19 protein-coding genes and 1 riboswitch are annotated in these 18,694 nt (G+C 75.4%); of the genes, 9 read left to right on the forward strand and 10 right to left on the reverse strand.

Features of this window, described 5'->3' with window-relative positions:
* Positions 1 to 3: 3 nt before the first annotated feature.
* The 5 genes from FB00_RS07770 to FB00_RS07790 form a co-directional block, all read right to left on the reverse strand.
* Positions 4 to 627, reverse strand: coding sequence for an ECF transporter S component (locus FB00_RS07770; protein ID WP_047232312.1), 624 nt, complete (start codon positions 625 to 627; stop codon positions 4 to 6).
* An 85-nt stretch (positions 628 to 712) separates the two neighbouring features.
* Positions 713 to 1,564, reverse strand: coding sequence for an energy-coupling factor transporter transmembrane component T (locus FB00_RS07775; RefSeq protein WP_082141120.1), 852 nt, complete (start codon positions 1,562 to 1,564; stop codon positions 713 to 715).
* Positions 1,561 to 3,381: an ABC transporter ATP-binding protein gene (locus FB00_RS07780; RefSeq protein WP_231581768.1), complete on the reverse strand. Its 1,821-nt coding sequence runs from the start codon at positions 3,379 to 3,381 to the stop codon at positions 1,561 to 1,563. Before FB00_RS07780 ends, FB00_RS07775 begins: the two co-directional genes overlap by 4 nt.
* A 69-nt stretch (positions 3,382 to 3,450) precedes the next feature.
* Positions 3,451 to 6,165 (reverse strand): polynucleotide kinase-phosphatase, encoded by a 2,715-nt coding sequence (locus tag FB00_RS07785; RefSeq protein WP_082141108.1) that lies wholly within the window; start codon positions 6,163 to 6,165, stop codon positions 3,451 to 3,453.
* The gene (locus FB00_RS07790) at positions 6,162 to 7,682 is read right to left on the reverse strand and encodes a 3' terminal RNA ribose 2'-O-methyltransferase Hen1 (protein ID WP_047232379.1); all 1,521 of its coding nucleotides are present in this window, start codon (positions 7,680 to 7,682) and stop codon (positions 6,162 to 6,164) included. The genes FB00_RS07785 and FB00_RS07790 overlap by 4 nt, the downstream gene beginning before the upstream one ends.
* Positions 7,683 to 7,865: 183 nt before the next feature.
* On the opposite strand from FB00_RS07790, the gene FB00_RS07795 reads away from it, so the two are divergent.
* Positions 7,866 to 9,056: a class I SAM-dependent methyltransferase gene (locus FB00_RS07795; RefSeq protein WP_052877532.1), complete on the forward strand. Its 1,191-nt coding sequence runs from the start codon at positions 7,866 to 7,868 to the stop codon at positions 9,054 to 9,056.
* On the opposite strand, the gene FB00_RS07800 is transcribed toward FB00_RS07795, so the two are convergent.
* Positions 9,038 to 9,508, reverse strand: a complete 471-nt coding sequence (locus tag FB00_RS07800) for an MOSC domain-containing protein (protein ID WP_047232314.1) — start codon at positions 9,506 to 9,508, stop codon at positions 9,038 to 9,040. The genes FB00_RS07795 and FB00_RS07800 overlap by 19 nt on opposite strands.
* A gap of 82 nt (positions 9,509 to 9,590) precedes the next feature.
* On the opposite strand from FB00_RS07800, the gene FB00_RS07805 reads away from it, so the two are divergent.
* Together FB00_RS07805 and pnuC are read left to right on the forward strand one after the other, a co-directional pair.
* Positions 9,591 to 10,352: a TetR/AcrR family transcriptional regulator gene (locus tag FB00_RS07805; RefSeq protein ID WP_047232315.1), complete on the forward strand. Its 762-nt coding sequence runs from the start codon at positions 9,591 to 9,593 to the stop codon at positions 10,350 to 10,352.
* 101 nt (positions 10,353 to 10,453) lie between these two features.
* Positions 10,454 to 10,579, forward strand: a riboswitch (FMN riboswitch).
* A gap of 149 nt (positions 10,580 to 10,728) precedes the next feature.
* Positions 10,729 to 11,427: a nicotinamide riboside transporter PnuC gene (gene pnuC, locus FB00_RS07810; RefSeq protein ID WP_047232316.1), complete on the forward strand. Its 699-nt coding sequence runs from the start codon at positions 10,729 to 10,731 to the stop codon at positions 11,425 to 11,427.
* A 34-nt stretch (positions 11,428 to 11,461) separates the two neighbouring features.
* Here the strand turns inward: pnuC and FB00_RS21025 are convergent, their stop codons facing one another.
* On the reverse strand, positions 11,462 to 12,133 hold the full coding sequence (locus FB00_RS21025; RefSeq protein ID WP_052877533.1) for a hypothetical protein: 672 nt from the start codon (positions 12,131 to 12,133) through the stop codon (positions 11,462 to 11,464).
* 9 nt (positions 12,134 to 12,142) lie between these two features.
* Positions 12,143 to 12,490, reverse strand: coding sequence for a VOC family protein (locus tag FB00_RS07820; RefSeq protein WP_047232317.1), 348 nt, complete (start codon positions 12,488 to 12,490; stop codon positions 12,143 to 12,145).
* A 188-nt stretch (positions 12,491 to 12,678) separates the two neighbouring features.
* On the opposite strand from FB00_RS07820, the gene FB00_RS07825 reads away from it, so the two are divergent.
* The 3 genes from FB00_RS07825 to FB00_RS22970 all read left to right on the forward strand — a co-directional run bounded on the left by FB00_RS07825 (position 12,679) and on the right by FB00_RS22970 (position 15,590).
* Entirely contained in the window at positions 12,679 to 13,920 is a 1,242-nt protein-coding gene (locus tag FB00_RS07825) for an acyl-CoA dehydrogenase family protein (RefSeq protein ID WP_047232318.1), read from the forward strand.
* A 106-nt stretch (positions 13,921 to 14,026) separates the two neighbouring features.
* A complete protein-coding gene (locus FB00_RS07830) occupies positions 14,027 to 15,256 on the forward strand; it encodes an acetyl-CoA C-acyltransferase (protein WP_047232319.1) in 1,230 nt (409 codons plus the stop codon).
* A gap of 205 nt (positions 15,257 to 15,461) precedes the next feature.
* On the forward strand, positions 15,462 to 15,590 hold the full coding sequence (locus FB00_RS22970; RefSeq protein WP_255318705.1) for a hypothetical protein: 129 nt from the start codon (positions 15,462 to 15,464) through the stop codon (positions 15,588 to 15,590).
* 215 nt (positions 15,591 to 15,805) lie between these two features.
* Here FB00_RS22970 and FB00_RS07835 read toward each other — a convergent pair whose 3' ends face one another.
* Both FB00_RS07835 and FB00_RS07840 read right to left on the reverse strand, forming a co-directional pair.
* Positions 15,806 to 16,021, reverse strand: coding sequence for a hypothetical protein (locus FB00_RS07835; protein ID WP_047232320.1), 216 nt, complete (start codon positions 16,019 to 16,021; stop codon positions 15,806 to 15,808).
* A gap of 67 nt (positions 16,022 to 16,088) precedes the next feature.
* On the reverse strand, positions 16,089 to 16,598 hold the full coding sequence (locus FB00_RS07840; protein ID WP_047232321.1) for an NUDIX domain-containing protein: 510 nt from the start codon (positions 16,596 to 16,598) through the stop codon (positions 16,089 to 16,091).
* Positions 16,599 to 16,776: 178 nt separating this feature from the next.
* Between FB00_RS07840 and FB00_RS07845 the strand changes: the two genes are divergently transcribed.
* The 3 genes from FB00_RS07845 (at position 16,777) to FB00_RS07855 (ending at position 18,639) form a co-directional block, all read left to right on the forward strand.
* Positions 16,777 to 17,172, forward strand: a complete 396-nt coding sequence (locus tag FB00_RS07845) for a RidA family protein (protein ID WP_047232322.1) — start codon at positions 16,777 to 16,779, stop codon at positions 17,170 to 17,172.
* A gap of 61 nt (positions 17,173 to 17,233) precedes the next feature.
* A complete protein-coding gene (locus tag FB00_RS07850) occupies positions 17,234 to 17,944 on the forward strand; it encodes a phosphatase PAP2 family protein (RefSeq protein WP_047232323.1) in 711 nt (236 codons plus the stop codon).
* Entirely contained in the window at positions 17,944 to 18,639 is a 696-nt protein-coding gene (locus FB00_RS07855; RefSeq protein WP_047232324.1) for a phosphatase PAP2 family protein, read from the forward strand. Before FB00_RS07850 ends, FB00_RS07855 begins: the two co-directional genes overlap by 1 nt.
* The last annotated feature ends 55 nt before the right edge of the window (positions 18,640 to 18,694 follow it).

Consider the following 18,694-nt stretch of genomic DNA (forward strand, 5'->3'; position numbering starts at 1 on the left):
CGCTCAGCCCTGACCGGCCGCCGCGGGCGAACCCTCGCCCGCGGCCCCGGCGTCGGCGGCCGCCACGCGACGGGTCGGCGCGAGCCCCCGCGCGACGCCCGCGCGCTCGAGGCGGCGGGCGAGCAGCAGCCCCGCCCACGTCCCCACGAGCGAGCTCGCCATCATGAGGGCCACGATGAGCACCTGCACGACCGACGCCATGGACGCGGCGTCGAAGGCGACGAACGCCGACCACGTGTACAGCGCGGAGAAGACGAACGTCGCGACGTAGAACAGCCACGGCGCCCACACGCGGTAGAGCGTGACGAGGAACGCGACCTCCAGCGCAGCACCCACCATGAGGCACGTGAGGATCGACGACGCCCCGAGCGGCGACGCGGAGCTGATGACGCCCGCGACGAGCATCGTGAGCACCGCGGCGCCGGGGCGGCGCACGAGGGCGAGCGCGAGCACGGGCCCGACGATCCACAGGCCGAGCATGGCGGAGTAGAGGACGGGGACGGTCGAGGCCAGCGCCGCGGCGACGAAGTTCGCGGGGACGAGCAGCACGCCCGTCGCCGCGCCGATGGCCGCGCACGTCATGAGGTAGCGCGTCGTGAGGGACTGACGGCGGGTGGTGCTGGGCATCGTGGGCTCCGGGGCGTCGAGGGTCTGGGCGGGGTGGATGGAAGCGGTCGAGCCAGGGCGCGAGGGGTCGGGCGGCAAGCCGCGGTCAGCCGGTCAGCGCGGGCACCACGACGAGCGCGATGCCCGCCGCGACGCCCCACGTCGCGAGGAGGAAGACGACGTCGCGCACGCGGAACGGCACGAGAACCCGCTCGGTGCGGGTCGCGTGCGCGCCGAACCCGCGCGCCTCCATCGCGAGCGAGACGCGCTCGCCGTGGCGGATGCCGCCCGCGAGGAGCGGGACGGCGTAGCCGAGATGGCGCCGTCCCGCCGCGACGGGCCCGCGCCCGTGGTCGACGCCGCGCACGCGGTGCGCCGCGCGGATCACCTCGAGCTCGTGCCCGAACCGCGGGACGAACCGCAGCGCGGCGAGCGCCGCGTATCCCACGCGGTACGGCACGCGGAGCTGCTGGACCAGGGCGCGGACGACGTCCTGCCCGGTCGTCGACAGCCCGCCGACGAGCACGAGCAGCAGGAGCGCGCACGTGCGCAGGCTCGTCGCGAGCCCGGTCTCCAGCGCGCCGGACCACAGGTGGAACGGGCCCACGGTCGCGAGCAGGGTCGTGCCGTCGACGTCGCGCGGGTCGGTGAGCACGCCGAACGACACCGTCATGACGGCGACGAGCGCGGGCAGGCCGAGCAGCAGGACCGCGACGACGCGCCGCGGCGGCCGGACCATGACGAGGATGACGAGGAGCGCAACGAGCCCGACGAGCGCGGGCGTCAGCAGGTCGCGGGTCGTGAACACCCACACGACCACGGGCAGCGGGCCGAACGCCGTGACGAGCGGGTCGTAGGTGCGCAGGTCCCACGCCGGTCCGGCGAACCGGCCGAGGCGCGCGTCGTCCGGTGTCGCGCGGGCTGGGCGGGGCCGGGCGTCGAGCGTGCCCGCGCTCATGCCCCGACCCCCGCGGGGACGGGGGCGACCGGCAGGTCCGCGAGGCGCGCGACGCGCCGCCACGCGGGGTCGGCCAGGTGCCGGGTCGCGCGCGCGAGCGGTGGCGTGCGCAGGCCGGCGAGGCGCAGCACGTCCTCGTCCGCGAGGACGTCGCCCGGGGAGCCGTCGGCGACGACGCTCCCGTCCGCGAGCGCCACGACGCGCGTCGCGTGCTCCGCGACGAGCTGCATGTCGTGGCTCACGACGACGACCGCCGTCCCGTCGCGGTGCAGGTCGGTGAGCAGGTCGAGCAGCTCGGCGGCGCGCTCGCGGTCCTGCCCGTACGTCGGCTCGTCGAGCACGAGGACCTCGGGGCGGCACACGATCGCGGTCCCCACCGAGAGCCGCCGCTTCTGCCCGCCGGACAGGAGGAACGGGTGCCGGGCGCGCAGGTCGGCGAGACCGAACCGGCGCAGCACGTCCTCGACGCGCGCCGCGACCTCGTCCTCGGGCACGCCGCGCACGCGCAGTCCGAGCGCGAGCTCGTCGTCGACGCGGGACGTGACGAGCTGGTGCTCGGGGTTCTGGAAGACGAACCCGACGTGCCGGGAGAGCTCGCGCGGGTCGGCACGCGTCGGGTCGAGGCCCGCGACGGTCACACGGCCGTCGAACGTCCCGCGGCGCGGCCGCAGCACGCCCGCGGCGAGCTGCGCGAGCGTCGTCTTGCCCGCGCCGTTGGCGCCGACGACGGCGACGAGCTCGCCGGGCGCGACCGCGAGCGACACGTCGCGCAGCACGGACGTCGCTCCGCGCCCGCGGCGGTCGCCGCGCCGCAGCGTCACGCGGTCGACGACGAGCACCGGCTCGGGCGCAGCCGGTCCGGGTTCGCGACGGCGCGGGGACGCGTCGGGCAGGTGCGTCACGGTCGCCAGGGCCGTCCCGAGCTCGTCGGGAGTGAGCGGCACGGGGTCGAGGTGCACGCCCGCGGCGCGCAGAGCCAGCGCGGCGAGCGTCGCGGTGGGGAGCCAGACGCCCAGCGCCGCGAGCTCCTCGGCCCGCTCGCCCAGCACGTCGCGCACGGCGCCGTCGTGCGCGAGCCTCCCGGCGCCGTCGAGCACGACGACCCGGTCGACGAGCGACACCGCGGCGTCGAGGTCGTGCTCGACGAGGAGCACCGCGCGGTCGCCGCGCGCCACGACGTCGCGCAGCACCGCGTAGACCTCCTCGGTGCCCTGCGGGTCGAGGTTGGCCGTCGGCTCGTCGAGCACGAGGAGCGGGGACCCGAGGGCGAGCGCGCACGCGATCGCGAGCCGCTGACGGCCACCGCCCGAGAGCACGGCGGGGTCGTCGTCGCGACGATCCCACAGGCCGACGCGGCGCAGCGCGTCCTCGGCGCGGGCGAGCACGTCGTCCACCGGGAGGCGCAGGTTCTCGGGGCCGAAGCACACCTCGTCGAGCAGCGTGCCCGTGACGACCTGGGCGTCGGGGTCCTGGAAGACCATCGCGACGTCGCGCGAGAGCTCGGGCGGCGTCGTCTCGGCCGTCGACCGCCCGCGCACGCGGACCGCTCCCTCCAGGTCCGCCCCGACGACGTGCGGGACGAGCCCGTTCGTCGCGAGCGCGAGGGTCGACTTGCCGCAGCCCGACGGGCCGAGCAGCAGCACCGCCTCGCCGGGGCGCACGTCGAACGTGACGCTGTCCGGCGTCGGGCGCCCGGCCGCGCGCGGCGCGGGGTCCGCGCCGGGTCCCGCAGGGTCGTGCTCGTGGTACCGGACGCTCACGCCCCGTACCGCGAGCAGCGGCTCCGGGGTGCCGTTCGACGTCTCGTCCGCGATCACGCGGCTCAGGATAGGCGAACCTAAGCCGCGTGACGAGACCCCGCTCGCGACGGGGGACGGTGCGGGCGGTCAGAGCCGCGGGTCGACCGGTTCCGACTCCAGCGCGAGCACCGCGAACACCGGCTCGTGGACGCGCCACGTCGGCTCCCCGCGCGCGACCCGGTCGAGCGCCTCGAGGCCGAGCGCGTACTCGCGCAGCGCGAGCGAGCGCTTGCGTCCGAGCGACCGCTCGCGCAGCCGTTCGAGGTGGCGCTCATCGGTGTACTCGGGGCCGTAGATGATGCGCAGGTACTCCCGGCCCCGGACCTTGAGGCCCGGTTGGACGAGCCCACCGCCCTTCCCGGCCGCGCCGCGGCGACGCACGAGGTTGGCCAGCGGCTTGACCACCATGCCCTCTCCCCCGGCCGCCGTGAGCTCCTCCCACCACGCCGTCCCCTCCGCGCGCGACGCGTCGTCCGCGAGGTCGACGACGACGCGCCGCGTCGTGCGGAACAGGGCCGGGTCGGCGGCGACGAGGCCGTCCGCGACGTCGAGGTGCCACAGGTGGTCGCGCTCGGCGTACGTCGTCCCGGTTGCCTCCGCAGACCTCGGTCGCACGGACGTCCCGCTCGCGAGCACCTGGAACGGCGCGACCTGCACGCCGCGCAGCGGGTCGGCCCCGCCCTGGACGTCCTCGCCGTCCACGGTGACCCCCGTGTCCCACCGGTAGCGTCGGTAGGACTCGACGAACAGCTCCGCGTCGGTCGCGCGCCGCGCGGTCCGACGGCGGAGCTCGCCCACGTCCACTCCCCGCGCCTCCGCGGCGGCCAGGGCCGCGAGCGCGGACGGCATGACGGCCCGAGCGGCCGCCCCGACGCTCGCGTACTGGTCGCGCAGGAGCTGGTCGGCCTTGAGCGACCACGGGAGCACCTCGGCGTCGAGCAGCACCCAGTCGGCGCCGAGCGCGTCCCACGTCCCGGCCTCCTCGAGGGCCGCGGCGACCCGCCCGAGCAGCAGCGCCGTCGTCGGCTCGTCGAGGAACGACCGCCCCGTGCGCGTGTGCACGGCGCCGGGCGCCTCGATGCCGAACCGCTCGGCGACGACGCGTGAGCCGTCCGGCCCCGAGTCGCGCGCGACGAGCAGGACCGCGCGCGAGCCCATGTGCTTCTCCTCGCACACGACCCGGTCGACGCCGTCGCGCGCGTACGCGGCGAACGCGCCGTCGGGGTGCTCGAGCAGGCCGGGCAGCATCGAGGTCGCGACCGGGCTCATGGTCGGCGGCAGGTACAGCAGCAGGCGCGGGTCGACGGCGAACCGGCTCATGACCTCGAGAGCGCCCGCCGCCTGCTCCTCGCCGACGGTCACGCGCCCGTGCGTCGAGGTCTCGACGACGCGGCGCCCGAGCACGTCGGCCACGGAGAGCAGGTCGGGCTCGCGCGCGGGCGAGCCCGAGCCGTCCGACCCGTCGGGCAGGAACGGGCGCGCGGGCGCGTAGTACTCGCGCGCGGCCGCCACCTGCACGACCTCCTTCTCCGGGTAGCGCAGCGCGGAGAGCTTCCCGCCGAACACGCAGCCCGTGTCGAGGCACATCGTGTTGTTGACCCACTCGGCCTCGGGCGTCGGCGTGTGCCCGTACAGGACCGTGGCGCGGCCGCGGTAGTCGTCCGCCCACGGGTAGCGCACGGGCAGCCCGAACTCGTCGGTCTCGCCCGTGGTGTCGCCGTAGAGCGCGAAGCTGCGCACCCGGCCCGACGCCCGGCCCTGGTAGGACTCCTTGAGCCCGGCGTGCGCGACGACGAGGCGGCCGTCGTCGAGCACGAGGTGGGACACGAGGTCGCGGCAGAACTCCGCGACCTCGCGCCGGAACTCCTCGGGCTCCTCGGCGAGCTGGGCGAGCGTCGTCTCGAGGCCGTGGGAGACCTTGACGTCGCGTCCGCCGAGCGCGCGCACGAGCTTGTGCTCGTGGTTGCCCGGCACCGCGAGGGCGTGCCCCGCGCGGACCATGCCCATCGCGAGCCGCAGCACGCCCGGCGAGTCGGGGCCGCGGTCCACGAGGTCGCCGAGGAAGATCGCGCGACGGCCCTCGGGGTGGGCGGCGTCGACGGGCCGGCCTGCGTCGTCGCGCACGACGGCGTACCCGAGCTCGCCGAGGAGCGCCACGAGCTCGTCGAGGCAGCCGTGCACGTCGCCGATCGCGTCGAACGGGCCGTGCTCGGCGCGGCGGTCGGTGAGCAGCGGCGTGCGCACGATGCGCGCCGCCGCGACCTCGTCCTCCCCGCGCAGGACGTGCACGGTGCGGAACCCCTCGCGCGACAGGCTCTTGAGCGACGACCGCAGCGCCGCGCGCTGACGCGTCACGACGTGCGCGCCGAACCCGCGGTCCGCGCGCGCCGCGTTGCGCTCGACCGCGACCTTCTCGGGCACGTCGAGGACGATCGCCACGGGCAGCACGTCGTGGGCGCGCGCGAGGGCGACGAGGGACTTGCGGGCCTCGCGCTGCACGTTCGTCGCGTCGACGACGGTGAGCAGGTTCGCCTCGAGGCGCTTGGACACGATGGTCTCCAGGACCTCGAACGCGGCCTGGGTGGCCGCCTGGTCGTTCTCGTCGTTCGACACGAGGCCGCGGCACACGTCCGACGACACCGTCTCGTACGGGCCGAAGCGCTCGCGCGCGAACGTCGACTTCCCGGATCCGGAGACCCCGACGAGCACCACGAGGCTCGACGCGGGGACGCGCAGGTCGCGCGTCGCCGTCGCACGCTCGGTCGTCGGCTCGGTGGCCTGCTCGGTCACGTGCTCGCTCATCGCGCCTCCCCTCCGTCGTGCGTGCCGGACCCTGCCGCGGCCGTCCCGCCGAGCGGCGCGGCCCCGTCCAGGGTGAGGACCACCATCTGGGTGGGCGCCCCGACGTCCGGCGCGAGCGGACCGACGTCGCGGTGCTCGACCGCGTACCCGTACCGGCGCGCGGCGGCGTCCGCCCACGCGCGCAGCTCGGCGCGCGTCCACTCGAACCGGTGGTCGGAGTGCCGCACCCGGCTCCCGCCCGGCCCGTCCAAGAGGTTCGGGTAGTGCACGTTGTACTCCGCGTTGGGCGTCGTGACGACGACGACGCGTGGTCGCGCGTGCACCAGCACCGCCTGCGCCAGGGCGTCGAGGCGCGACGGGTCGACGTGCTCGACGACCTCCATGAGCACCGCGGCGTCGAACCCCGTGACCCGGTCGTCGGTGTACGTGAGGGACGACTGGAGCAAGCGCACGCGCTCGCGCTCGGCGTCGCTCGCGTCGTGCAGGCGCAGCCGCGCGGCCGCACGCTCGAGCTCGCGCGCCGAGACGTCGGTGCCGAGGACGCGCGTGAACGTCCGGTCTGCGGCGAGGCGGCGCAGGAGCGCGCCCTCCCCGCAGCCGAGGTCGACGACCGTCCGCGCGCCGACCTCGTGCAGCACCCCGAGCACCGCGTCCGCGCGCTGCCGGGCGAGCGGCGGCTCCGGCGCGTCCGCCTCGGGTGACGCCGCGCCGTCGGGCGAGACCCCGCCGTCGGGCACGACCTGCTCCTCCGCGGGCGCGGCGCCGTCGAGCGCGGCGAGGCGCGCCGTCGCGTCCTCGACGTAGCGGCGCTGGTGCGCGAGGTAGCGGCGCAGGATCTGCTCGCGCTCGGGGTGGTCGGCGAGCCAGCCCCCGCCCGCGCGCACGAGCTTGTCCACCTCGTCCGTCGAGACCCAGTAGTGCTTCGCGTCGTCGAGCACGGGCAGCAGCACGTAGAGCTGGGCGAGCGCGTCGGCGAGCCGGCGCGAGCCGCGCAGGCGCAGGTCGACGTACCGCGAGGCGCCCCACGCGGGGACGGTCGGGTCGAGCGGCTCCGCGGTCGCGGTCACGTGCCAGTCCAGCGGCTCGAAGAGCCGGCGCGCCAGGTCGACGCCTCCCCGGCAGGGCAGCGACGGGACGTGCACGTCGAGCGGGAGCGCGACGTCGGGGAGGTCCGGCCGGGCGTCGCACCGGCCCGCCATCGCCGTCGCGAACACCTTGCCCAGCGCGACGGCGACCATCGACGACGCCGCGTACGGGCGGTCGTTGACGTACTGCGCGAGCGCGAAGGCGTCCCCTCCGCCGAAGCGCTTGTTCCGCACGATCCCCACCGGGTCGACCTCGAGCAGCAGCGCGACCTCGCACCGCTCCGCCGTCGCCTCGGGGTAGAACACGTGCGCGCGGCCCACGGGCAGGTCGAACACCTGGGCGCGGTCCGGGTGCTTGTGCAGGAGGAACCCGAGGTCGGTGGCGTCGTCGAGCGTCCCTGGGGACGCCGTCGCGGCGAGGGTCACGAGCATGGCCGCCATGGTGCCATCCGGCGCCGGGCGGGGCACCGGGATTGTGGACGGACGAGCGACTGTGGACGGCCCACGTTTCAGCCGCTCCACCCATCGACGCGGACGCTCCGGAGGTCTACCGTCGAACCACGGGCGCCGCTGCCCACGGCACGCGCCCGGCCAACGTCCAGCCGGAGGCCGCGCATGGTCGCCACAGCCGAGAACGGTCCCTCAGGCCCGGGGGACGACCGCGCGGGGAACGACCCGGCGCCGTCGGGCACGACGTCGGACGCCGACGCGTTCGCCGAGCGCCTGTTCGCCGCGACGCTCGGCGCGATCGACGTCCTCGCGGTCCACGTCGGCGACCGGCTCGGGTGGTACCGCGCGCTCGTCGACGCCGGGCCTCTCACCTCGACCGGGCTCGCCGAGCGCACCGGCACCCACGAGCGCTACGCGCGCGAGTGGCTGGAGCAGCAGGCGGCCAGCGGGATCCTCGCCGCCGAGGACCCGGGCGCCGGTCCCGCTCTCGCCGCCGACCCGGGCGCGGCAGCCCGGGAGCGCCTCTACGCCCTGCCTGCCGCGCACGCGGAGGTGCTCACCGACACGGCCTCGCTCGCGTACGTGGCCCCGCTCGCACGCTTCGTCGGCGCGATCGGCCCGCAGCTCCCGCACCTGCTCGACGCCTACCGCACGGGGGGCGGCGTCTCCTGGGACCAGCTCGGCGACGACGCGCGCGAGGCCCAGGCGGAGGTCAACCGGCCGTGGTTCGAGCGCCGGCTCGCGCCGACGCTCGCGCAGGTCCCCGCGGTCCACGACGTGCTGAGCCGGCCGGGGGCCCGGGTGGTCGACGTCGGGTGCGGGTTCGGGTGGTCGACGCTCGCCCTCGCACGCGCCTACCCGGACGCGGTGCTCCACGGCGTCGACGTGGACGGGCCGTCGGTCGCGGCGGCCCGCGCCGCGGCCGAGGAGGCAGGGCTCGCGGACCGCGTGACGTTCCACCTCGCGGACGCGGCCGAGCTCGGCCTCGTCGAGCCCGCCGGGCTGCCGTTCGACGCGGCCTTCGCGTTCGAGTGCGTGCACGACATGCCGCGACCCGCCGCGGTGCTCGACGCCGTGCGCCGCGCGGTCCGGCCCGACGGCGTCGTCGTGGTCATGGACGAGGCCGTCGGCGAGGAGTTCACCGCGCCCGCCGACGACGTCGACCGGGTCATGTACGGGTACAGCCTCTTCGTGTGCCTGCCCGACGGGCTGTCGTCGCCGCCGTCCGTCGGGACCGGGACCGTCATGCGCCCCGCGACGCTGCGCCGTTACGCGCGCGAGGCCGGGTTCGCGGACGTCGAGGTGCTGCCCGTGGACGACTTCTCGTTCTTCCGGTTCTACCGGCTCGTGCCCTGAGCGTCGGTCGGGTCGTCCCACACGACGGCGTCGCCCGCGCGGATCGTGCCCGAGGACAGCAGGCGGCACACCACCCCGCCCCGGGCGTGCATCGCGCGCATCGCCCCGGGCGCGATCCAGTCGTCGAGCAGCCGGCACGGCGCGGCGATCCGGAGCACCTGGAGCTCGACGTCCCCGATCCGCAGGAACGTGCCCGGCTTCGTCGGCAGGTCGCCGTGGGTGAAGGTGACGTTGCGACGCGTGAGTCCGGGGTCGATCTCCTGCCCGAGGTCCGCGGACGCGTCCGCGAGGTCGGTGAGCGTCTGGATCGTCACGTGCCGGTGCTTGGAGCCGTGGTACCGGTCGCCGACGAGGCCCTTGCCCTCCTCGGCCTCCACCTGCTCGACGACGCGGGTCGGCAGCCGCCGGGCCTTGGCGACGTGGATCGTGTGCACGCGGGGCTGGTCGGGCATGCTCCCAGCCTCGCACCTGGCCGGGCCGCACGACCACCACCCGGACCGGGCGAGCGGCGGGTACCGGTGTACCGTCCGGTGCATGACCGACGTCCGCAGCCGCACCCATGCCCAGGCCGTCGACGCAGCGATCGAGCTCTTCACCCGCAAGGGCTACGAGCAGACGACCGTCGAGGAGATCGCCGACGCCGCCCAGGTCAGCCGCGCCACCTTCTTCCGTCGCTACGGGTCCAAGGAGGACGTGGTCTTCGCGGACCACGAGCTCCTGCTCGACGAGGTCGTCGTCATGCTCGCCGCGACGCGACCCGTGCCCGACGCCGAGGGTCGGCTCACGCCGGACCCCGCCGTCGACCCGTACGTCGAGGTCTGCCGCGCGGCGCGGCTCGTGTTCGACCACCACGTGGGGCAGCGCGAGACGTCCCTGGCCCGCTGGCAGCTCCTCCAGCAGGTGCCGGCGCTGCGCGACCGCGAGCTCGTCACGACCCACCGCTACGAACGCGCCTTCACCGCGTACCTGCGCGACGCGCTCCCGCCGGACGAGCGCCGCTCCACCGCGTCCATCGCGTTCGCCGCGTCGGTCGTCGCCGTGCACAACGCGCTCCTGCGCCGGTGGCTGCGCTCCCCCGACCAGGACCTGCGTCCCCAGCTCGAGGAGGCGTTCGCGGACCTGCGCCGCGCCGCCGTCGGCCGGTACGCCGCGCCCGACGCAGCCACCACCCAGCGCCGCGACCCCGGGGACGGCCTGCCCGGCCGCCGCGTCGTCGTCACCGTGGTCGACGCGGGGGCGGACGCGCAGGGCGTCGCGGACGACGTCGCCCGAGCGGTCCGCGACGCGCTCGCCTGAGCCTGTACGCCACCCGTCCCAGCCCGTGGGACGGCCGCGCGACCACGTCGCGCGCGGGGAATGCCCGAGTAGCATCGGCGGTTGCAGAACGCAGTACGCACGAACGTGCTCCGGGGTCGGTGCAATTCCGAGCCGGCGGTGACAGTCCGCGACCCGCGCCCACGCGCGGTTGACCTGGTGGAACTCCAGGACCGACGGTGACAGTCCGGATGGGAGGAAGCACGTGCGGCGCGGCCGTCCTCGGCCGGGCTCTGACGAGCCCGCGCGACGAGGCACGGCCCCGCCGTGGTGAGCGACGCCGTCGGGCCCTCGTGGCCCGGCCCCGCCGCCCGCCCTCACCCCGGAGCCGACGTGCCCGGGAGGACGAGGACATCCGATGGACCTGATCCACGCGCTGTTCGACGCGCAGCTGACGATCGGCGACCAGCACCTGCTGTGGCGCGAGATCGTGGGCAACGGGTTCGGCCTGGCGTCGGCGCTGGGCGGCATGCGGCGCAAGGTGTGGGCGTGGCCGGTGGGCATCGTCGGCAACCTGCTGCTGCTCACGGTGTTCCTCGGCGCGGTCTTCGCGACGCCCAACCCCGTCAACCTGCTGGGCCAGGCGGGCCGCCAGGTGATGTTCGTCGTCGTGTCGGTCTACGGCTGGGTGCAGTGGCGCAAGACCCAGGCCCGGCTCGGCGACGCCGACGCGGACAGCCACGGTGTCGCCGTCGTGCCGCGCTGGGCGTCGTGGCGCCAGCGTGCGTTCCTCGTCGTCGCGCTCGTCGGCGGGACGGCGCTGCTCACCCCCGTGTTCCGCGCGCTCGAGTCGTACGAACCCGTCTGGGCCGACGCGTGGATCTTCATGGGCTCGCTGCTCGCGACGTACGGCATGGCGAAGGGCTGGGTCGAGTTCTGGCTGATCTGGGTCGCGGTGGACGTCGTGGGCGTGCCGCTGCTGATCTCGGCCGGCTTCTACGCGTCCGCGTTCATGTACGTGTTCTACGGCGCCTTCACGCTCGTCGGGTTCTTCGTGTGGTGGCGCGTCAACCGCCGCGCGACGGCCGAGGCCGAGGCGGCGGGCGCACCCGCCTGACCCGCGGGTCCGCGGCCCGGACAGGGGTCGCAGGTCAGTCCTCGAACAGCATCGGGTCCGACGGCGCCACCCGGCTCGCGCGCAGCGTCGGGTCCGCGCACAGCGCCTCGACGAGCACCTCGCTCCCGCCCACGTAGGTCGCGGCGGCGTCGATCTCCGTCCCGACGAACCACGAGCGGTCCTCGGGCCACCACAGGTTCGGCGGCTGCTCGTGGTCGCGGAACGCGCCGGCGTCGGCGAGCGTCCCCGTCCACAGGTGGTACTCGCGGTGCGGGAGCAGGAGCATCGGGGCGGCCGGGCGCTCGACGAGCGTCGGCGCGAGGTGCTCCCACGCCTCGGCGACCGCGCGCTCGATCTCCTCGGGGGTCGGCCGCGGCTCGTCCTCGGGCCACCCGACGAGCGGCGCGACCCCCGAGCTCGCACGCGGGTCCGTGCCGTGGTCGTAGAGGAACGCGTGGCCCGTCCACAGGGCGAGGTGCACCGGCTGGTCGCCGGTGAAGGGTGCGAGCGCCGCGGCCAGGGCGTCGGTCCGCGCCGCGAGCGTGACGTCGTCGTCCCAGCCCGGGTGCGGGACGCACGCGTACGCCGCGTACCCGCGCGGGACCGTACCGTCGACGCGCGGGCCGAACTCCCCGAGGCGCGGCGCGATCCACGCGCCCGCGGAGGCGTCGTCGTCCCAGGTCACCCGGCCGGCCGTCGTCGTCACGCGCGCACCCTACGACGACGGGAGCGCGCCGCTGAGCCCGATCTCGTTGCCGTCGGGGTCGCGGAACACGGTCTTCACGACCCCGCCGTCGTACGTCTCCCGGCGGTCCGGCTCGACCCCCCGGTCCGACGCCGCCGCGAGGAAGACGTCGACGTCGTCGCGGAACACCGTGACCACGCCGTGGCCGGCGTGCTCGGGCACCTGCTCGACGACGAGCCACCGGCGCTCGGCGAGCTCCCACACGGACTCGGTGGGCGTCGCGACGAACGCCGGCTCCGCCCCGAGCAGGCGCACGTACCAGTCGCGGGCGGGGTCGTGGTCGCGCACGTGCATCGTCACGAACAGGTCGAGGTCCATCTCTCGACGGTAGGACGGGGGCCGCACGGCGTCGCCGAGCGGCGCGATACGCCGTCTCAGATTGACTGATACCCGGTATCGCTGCACTATGGGAGAGACCGCCGCCGACGCCGGGCCCGCACCCGGGAACCCCGCGCCGGAGCCGGTCGCGCACGACCGACCGCAGCCGCCCTCCCAGGGGAGCACCGATGCCCACCACCCCGATCATGCCCGGAGTCACCGAGCCCACCTACGACCTCGCGACCCCGCTCGACCTCGACTACGCCGGCGCGTTCGCCGACGCGACCGAGGAGGACCGCGCCCACCAGCAGCGCGTCCGGCAGTTCGTCCAGGACGAGGTGCTCCCGGTCATCGACGACTACTGGGAGCGCGCCGAGGTCCCCTTCGACCTCGTCAAGCGCATGGGCGAGCTCGACCTGCTGCGTGACGGCGTCGACGTCGAGGGCCGCCCGCGCGTGAGCCTGCTCGGCGCGGGCCTCGCCGCGATGGAGATGTCGCGCGGCGACGGCTCCGTCGCGACGATCTGCGGCGTCCAGGGCGGTCTCGCGCTGCGCAGCATCCAGATGCTCGGCTCCGACGAGCAGCGGGCGAAGTACGCCGAGCCCATGGCGCGCGGGGAGATCCTCGGCGCGTTCGCGCTCACCGAGCCCACCCACGGCTCGGACTCCGTCTCGCTCGAGACCACGGCGCGCAAGGAGACGCGCGACGGCGTCGAGGGCTACGTGCTCAACGGCGAGAAGAAGTGGATCGGCAACGGGTCGTCGGGACACATCACGGTCGTGTGGGCGCGGCTCGTGGGTGACGGCGGTGACAACCAGGTGCACGGGTTCGTCGTGCCGCAGGACACCCCGGGCTACACGGGCACGACCATCACCGGCAAGGTGTCGCTGCGCGCGATCTGGCAGGCGCACGTCGTGCTCGACGACGTGTTCGTCCCGGCCGAGAACGCGCTGCCCGGCGCGCGGTCGTTCAAGGACACCTCGCGCGTGCTCTTCGCGACGCGCCTCGGGGTGGCGTGGGCCGCCGTCGGGCACGCGGTGGCCTGCTACGAGGCCGCGGTCGCGTACGCGAAGCAGCGCGTCCAGTTCGGCCGCCCGCTCGCCGCGAACCAGATGGTGCAGGAGCGCCTCACCAAGATGCTCTCGACGATCACGCAGCTCCAGCTCCTGGTCGCGCAGATGACGCGGCTCGACGAGGCCGGGACGCTCACCGGGCCGCAGGCGTCGCTCGCCAAGTACACGTGCACCCGCGGGGCGCGCGAGGTCGCCGCGAGCGCGCGCGACCTGCTCGGCGGCAACGGGATCCTGCTCCAGAACCGCGTCGCGCGGCACTTCGCGGACGTCGAGGCCCTGCACACGTACGAGGGCACCGAGTCCGTCCAGGCGCTCATCGTCGGGCGCGACATCACGGGCGTCTCCGCGTTCGTCTGACGGTCCCGAGGGCGCACGCCCTCCCCCCGCTCCCCGGCGCCGCTCGCCCCTCCTCGCGGCGCCGGGGCTTCCCCTTCTCTCCTGCCCTTCTCCCCGGACGGACCCCATGAGCACCGACGCCACCCCCCTGCCCGACGCCGCCGTCACCCCCGAGGACGAGGTCACTCCGGTCCTCCTGCACGGCGCGCGCACCCCGTTCGCGCGCTTCCGCGGGGCGCTGGCCTCGCTCTCGGCCGCCGAGCTCGGCGCGCACGCGATCCGCGGCGCCCTCGCGGCGTCGGGCGTCGCGCCCGAGCAGGTCGACACGGTGATCGTCGGGCAGGTCGTGCAGGCGGGCGCCAAGCAGGGCCCCGCACGCCAGGCCGCGATCCTCGCGGGCCTCGGCTGGGACGTCCCCACCGTGACGATCAACAAGCTGTGCCTCTCGGGGCTCACCGCGATCATCGACGCGGCCCGGCTGATCCGCACCGGCGAGGCGAGCGTCGTCGTCGCGGGCGGGCAGGAGTCCATGACGAACGCGCCGCACCTGGTGGTCGGGTCGCGCGCCGGGTTCGCGTTCGGCGACGTGACGATGGCGGACTCGCTCACGCACGACGGCCTGAACGACCCGTTCAGCGGCGAGGTCATGGGCGAGCTCACCGACCGCGGCTGCGCGACGCGCGGCATCGGCCGCCCCGAGCAGGACGCGTTCGCGCTGCGCTCGCACCAGCGCGCCGCCGCCGCGCGCGACGCCGGCCGCCTCGCCGAGGAGATCGCGCCGGTCGAGGTGCCGCAGCGACGGGGCGAGCCGGTCGTCGTCGAGCACGACGAGGGTGTGCGCGCCGACACGACGCTCGAGGCGCTCGAGCGCCTGCGCCCCGCCTTCGTGAAGGACGGGACCATCACCGCCGGGTCGAGCTCGCCGCTGTCCGACGGCGCGGCGGCGGTCGTCGTCGCGAGCCGTGCCTTCGCGAAGCGCAACGGCCTGCAGTGGCTCGCCGAGATCGGTGCGGCGGGCCAGGTCGCGGGACCCGACAACTCGCTGCACTCCCAGCCTGCGCGGGCCATCGAGGCCGCCGTGAAGCGCGAGGGGATCGCCGCCGCGGACCTCGACCTCGTGGAGATCAACGAGGCGTTCGCCGCGGTCGCGCTGCAGTCGGTCGCGGACCTCGGCATCGACGCGGACGTCGTGAACACCGACGGCGGCGCGATCGCGCTCGGCCACCCCGTCGGCGCCTCGGGCGCCCGCCTCGCGCTGCACCTCGCGCTCGCACTGAGGCGCCGTGGCGGCGGCATCGGTGCAGCGGCGCTGTGCGGCGGCGGCGGGCAGGGAGACGCGCTGATCCTGCGCGCCTGACGCCCTCGTCGGGCGCAGCGCGACCCCGCCGCACGCGCTTGCCCGCGCGAACGATCCGACCCTGGTGCACGATGCTGCACCAGGGTTGGCGCGCTTCGGTCGCCGCGGTGTGACGCAGATCGCGCCGAGGTCGGCCGAAACCGCGTCATGGATCGCGTCGGGCGCGGTCTCTCTCCCTGGAACCGCCCCCGACGAGAGGACCGTCATGACCACCGTGACCGAGGCAGCCCGCCGCACCGCGAGCCGCGCGCGCCACTCGCACCTGTCCGCCGTCGCCGTCGCGCTCGTCGGCCTTGCCGCCGGGTTCGCCGCGGCGCCGTACCTGCTCGGCTGACGGTCAGGCCCGCCGGCGGGCACCGGAGCCCAGCGCGGTGTGGGGCGGCGGGCCGTGCAAGGATCGTCGTGGTGACGGTCTCGTCGTTGAGAAGAGGCTTCGGGCCCCTTGCCGGGGCTCAGACGTGAGCCCGTTGAGGCGCTGGACCGGCTGCAGCCGGTCCAGTGTCTCGACGTCGGCCGTCGCGAAGCTGCGCGGTCTCCCGCGCACGGACGTCACCCCATGAAAGCCCGGCAGTGCGGGCAGAGGCACACGGTCTCCCTCGCGGCGATGCCGGTGACCCGGCACAGGTGCTCGCACACGATGCTGACGTGGTGCGGGACCGCGGAACCCGGGATCGCACCCCACGCGATGATGTGCAGGACGCGGGCGCGCGCAGGCGCGCCGCAGTCCGGGCACGTCACGCCGACCCACTTCTCGATGACACTCATGCGGAGTCCATCGCCTGACAGTACGCCCCTCCCCCGCGCGGTACGCCCCGGGGGGTCGGGGCGCTCCTCAGACGTCCGGCGTGGCGCCCGGCCGTGCCGAACCCGGTGCCCGCAGCGCGAGCCGTTCCTCGAGGCGGTCGAGCAGCGGGACCTGGCCCGCGACGACGAGCCCGCGGGCTCGAGCGAGCGGGAACCAGCCGGCCCGGTCGAGCTCGGGGAACTCCTGCATCCGCCCCGAGCGCGGCGGCCACTCGAGCGCGAACGTGTTGCTGGAGATCGCCGTGACGTCGAGGTCCGCCTCGCGCGCCCACGCCGCGACGATCTTGCCGGCGCGCTGGCGCACGGTGCCGAGGTCCAGGTCAGGCGCCTCCGCCGCGGGGGCCGGGACGCCGAGCTCCTCCGCGAACTCGCGCAGCGCCGCGGCGTGGCCGTCCTCGCCCGGCTCCACCTCGCCCTTGGGGATCGTCCAGCCGCCCGCGTCCTTGCGCGCCCACAGCGGACCGCCCATGTGCCCGAGGAGCACCTCGACGACGTCGTCACGGAACCGGTAGAGCACGAGCCCTGCTGACTGCTTCACCCCTCCTTCCTACACAGCCGACGGCGGGACGGCCCGTCGGGGCCGGGTCGCCGCCCCGTCGGCGGGTGAGCCGCGAGCCCGGTCCGGGGCGCAGAACCGGTGCGCGCCCGCCCGGAGCGTGTGGGTGGCGCGGCGTAGCGTCGGCCGTCTCAGGACCAGAACGCAGGAGGGGACGACCATGACCACGCCGAGCGTCACGCACCTCAACCCTGCCGGGCTGCACCGCAACCCGGCGTTCTCCCAGGGCACGATCGTCGAGACCGGTCGCACGCTCTACGTCGGCGGCCAGAACGGCACCGACGCGGACGGCGCGATCGTCGAGGGCGGCATCGCGGCCCAGACGGCGCAGGCGCTGCGCAACGTCCTCGCCGTGCTGGCCGAGGCCGGCGCCGGGCCGGAGGACGTCGCGCGGCTCGCCGTCTACCTCGACCCCGAGGCCGACCTCATGGAGGGCTTCGCCGCCGTCGGCGAGGTCTGGGGCCCGCACCCGGCCGCCGTGACGGTCCTGCGGGTCGGGATCGGCCGACCCGGCGCGCTCGTCGAGATCGAGGCGGTCGCGGCACTCCGGCCGTGACGCCCCTCACCTGACCCCGTCTCCACGGGCGTGGTTCCGCGCCCCCCGCTACTGTCCGGGGGTGCCCGCCGAGCCTGCCCCACGCCGCTCGCTCGGGCGCGCCCTGGGTCGGGCCGCGGCGTACGGGGTCGCGGCGTCCGTCCCCGTCCTCGTGCTCGCGTGGCTCGTGCGCGCGGAGTCGGGGCTCGTCGTCGACGCCGACCGGGCTGCCGTCGCTGCGGCGACCCGGTTCACCGGCGAGCGGCCCGCGTTCGAACGCACGCTGCTCGTGGGCCAGGAGGTGCTCGCCGCTCGGTGGATGAACCTCGCAGCGATGGGCGTGTGCCTCTGGGCCTGGCGACGCCGCGGCCTCGGGTCGCGCGCGGCCTGGGCTGCGGGAACCATCTGGGGCGCGTGGGCGCTCGGCCTCGGGGCCAAGGAGCTCGTCGACCGCGCGCGGCCCGTCGTCGAGGACGCGGTGACCGTCGTGCCCGGGTCCAGCTTCCCGTCCGGGCACGCGATGAACGCCGCCGCCGTCGGGGTGAGCCTCACGGTCCTGGTGTGGCCCCTGCTCGGGCGCCGCGGCCGCGTCGCCGTGGTGAGCGGCTCGACCGTGCTCGCGCTCGTCACCGCGGCCGACCGCGTGCTGCTCGGCGCGCACTACCCGTCCGACGTCGTCGGCGGGATCCTCTTCGGCGGCGCCGTCGCGGGGGCGTCCGCCGTCGGCTACCACGGGTGGACGTCCGCCCGGACCGCCCGCTCTTCCGGCTCCGCTCCCGGGAACGAGGTCTGATGCATCCCTTCGTGCACCGCTACGAGCTCGACACGACCCGACCCACCGCGAAGGAGGTGCTGCGCGACGTCGGGCTCCGGGCGTTCCTCCCCGGCGCGGTCCTGTGGGTGCTCATCGTCGCGACCGGGTTCCTCGTGACGGGTCCGCTGGGCGACCTGCCCGGCGAGGTCGGGGTGAACCGCTGGCTGGAGGAGCGGCGCACGCCCTTCTGGGACAGCGTGACCGACGTGTTCTCCCTCATCGCGACGACCGAGTTCATCATCGGCGGGACCGTGCTCACGATCCTGCTCGTCTGGTGGCGCACCCGGCAGTGGTGGTTCGCCGTCGTGCCCGCGCTCGCCGTCGCGCTCCAGGCCCTGATCTTCCTCACGTCGTCGATCGTCGTGGGGCGCGAGCGCCCGGACGTCTCGCGGCTCGACGAGGCGCCGCCCACGTCGAGCTTCCCGTCGGGTCACACCGGCGCGTCCGCGGCCTTCTACCTGACCCTCGCGCTGCTCGCGCAGCGCATCACCCACCCCGTCCTGCGCGTCGTCGTCACGGTCCTGTGCTGCCTTGTGCCGCTCGCGGTGGGCCTCTCGCGCCTCTACCGCGGCGCCCACGGCCCGGCCGACGTCGTGGTGGGCCTGATCAACGGCATCGTCTGCTGCGTGCTCGCCTGGAACTACCTGCGCCGCGACGTCCGCGCGCAGCGCTGACAGAGGCGGACTCTGCGCGGAGAGAGCGCTGGTCTGCACATCCCTCCCACGACGA

The organism is Cellulosimicrobium funkei (assembly GCF_001019615.1).
GTDB lineage: Bacteria > Actinomycetota > Actinomycetes > Actinomycetales > Cellulomonadaceae > Cellulosimicrobium > Cellulosimicrobium cellulans_E.

Bases quoted from the DNA above. Each gene is read 5' to 3' on its own strand.
- FB00_RS07795 (WP_052877532.1), top strand. From the start codon at position 7,866: ATGGTCGCCACAGCCGAGAACGGTCCCTCAGGCCCGGGGGACGACCGC.
- FB00_RS07790 (WP_047232379.1), bottom strand. From the start codon at position 7,682: ATGCTCGTGACCCTCGCCGCGACGGCGTCCCCAGGGACGCTCGACGAC.
- FB00_RS07805 (WP_047232315.1), top strand. From the start codon at position 9,591: ATGACCGACGTCCGCAGCCGCACCCATGCCCAGGCCGTCGACGCAGCG.
- FB00_RS07825 (WP_047232318.1), top strand. From the start codon at position 12,679: ATGCCCACCACCCCGATCATGCCCGGAGTCACCGAGCCCACCTACGAC.
- FB00_RS07845 (WP_047232322.1), top strand. From the start codon at position 16,777: ATGACCACGCCGAGCGTCACGCACCTCAACCCTGCCGGGCTGCACCGC.
- FB00_RS07775 (WP_082141120.1), bottom strand. From the start codon at position 1,564: ATGAGCGCGGGCACGCTCGACGCCCGGCCCCGCCCAGCCCGCGCGACA.
- FB00_RS07820 (WP_047232317.1), bottom strand. From the start codon at position 12,490: ATGGACCTCGACCTGTTCGTGACGATGCACGTGCGCGACCACGACCCC.
- FB00_RS07770 (WP_047232312.1), bottom strand. From the start codon at position 627: ATGCCCAGCACCACCCGCCGTCAGTCCCTCACGACGCGCTACCTCATG.
- FB00_RS07830 (WP_047232319.1), top strand. From the start codon at position 14,027: ATGAGCACCGACGCCACCCCCCTGCCCGACGCCGCCGTCACCCCCGAG.
- FB00_RS07785 (WP_082141108.1), bottom strand. From the start codon at position 6,165: ATGAGCGAGCACGTGACCGAGCAGGCCACCGAGCCGACGACCGAGCGT.
- pnuC (WP_047232316.1), top strand. From the start codon at position 10,729: ATGGACCTGATCCACGCGCTGTTCGACGCGCAGCTGACGATCGGCGAC.
- FB00_RS07855 (WP_047232324.1), top strand. From the start codon at position 17,944: ATGCATCCCTTCGTGCACCGCTACGAGCTCGACACGACCCGACCCACC.
- FB00_RS07835 (WP_047232320.1), bottom strand. From the start codon at position 16,021: ATGAGTGTCATCGAGAAGTGGGTCGGCGTGACGTGCCCGGACTGCGGC.
- FB00_RS22970 (WP_255318705.1), top strand. From the start codon at position 15,462: ATGACCACCGTGACCGAGGCAGCCCGCCGCACCGCGAGCCGCGCGCGC.
- FB00_RS07800 (WP_047232314.1), bottom strand. From the start codon at position 9,508: ATGCCCGACCAGCCCCGCGTGCACACGATCCACGTCGCCAAGGCCCGG.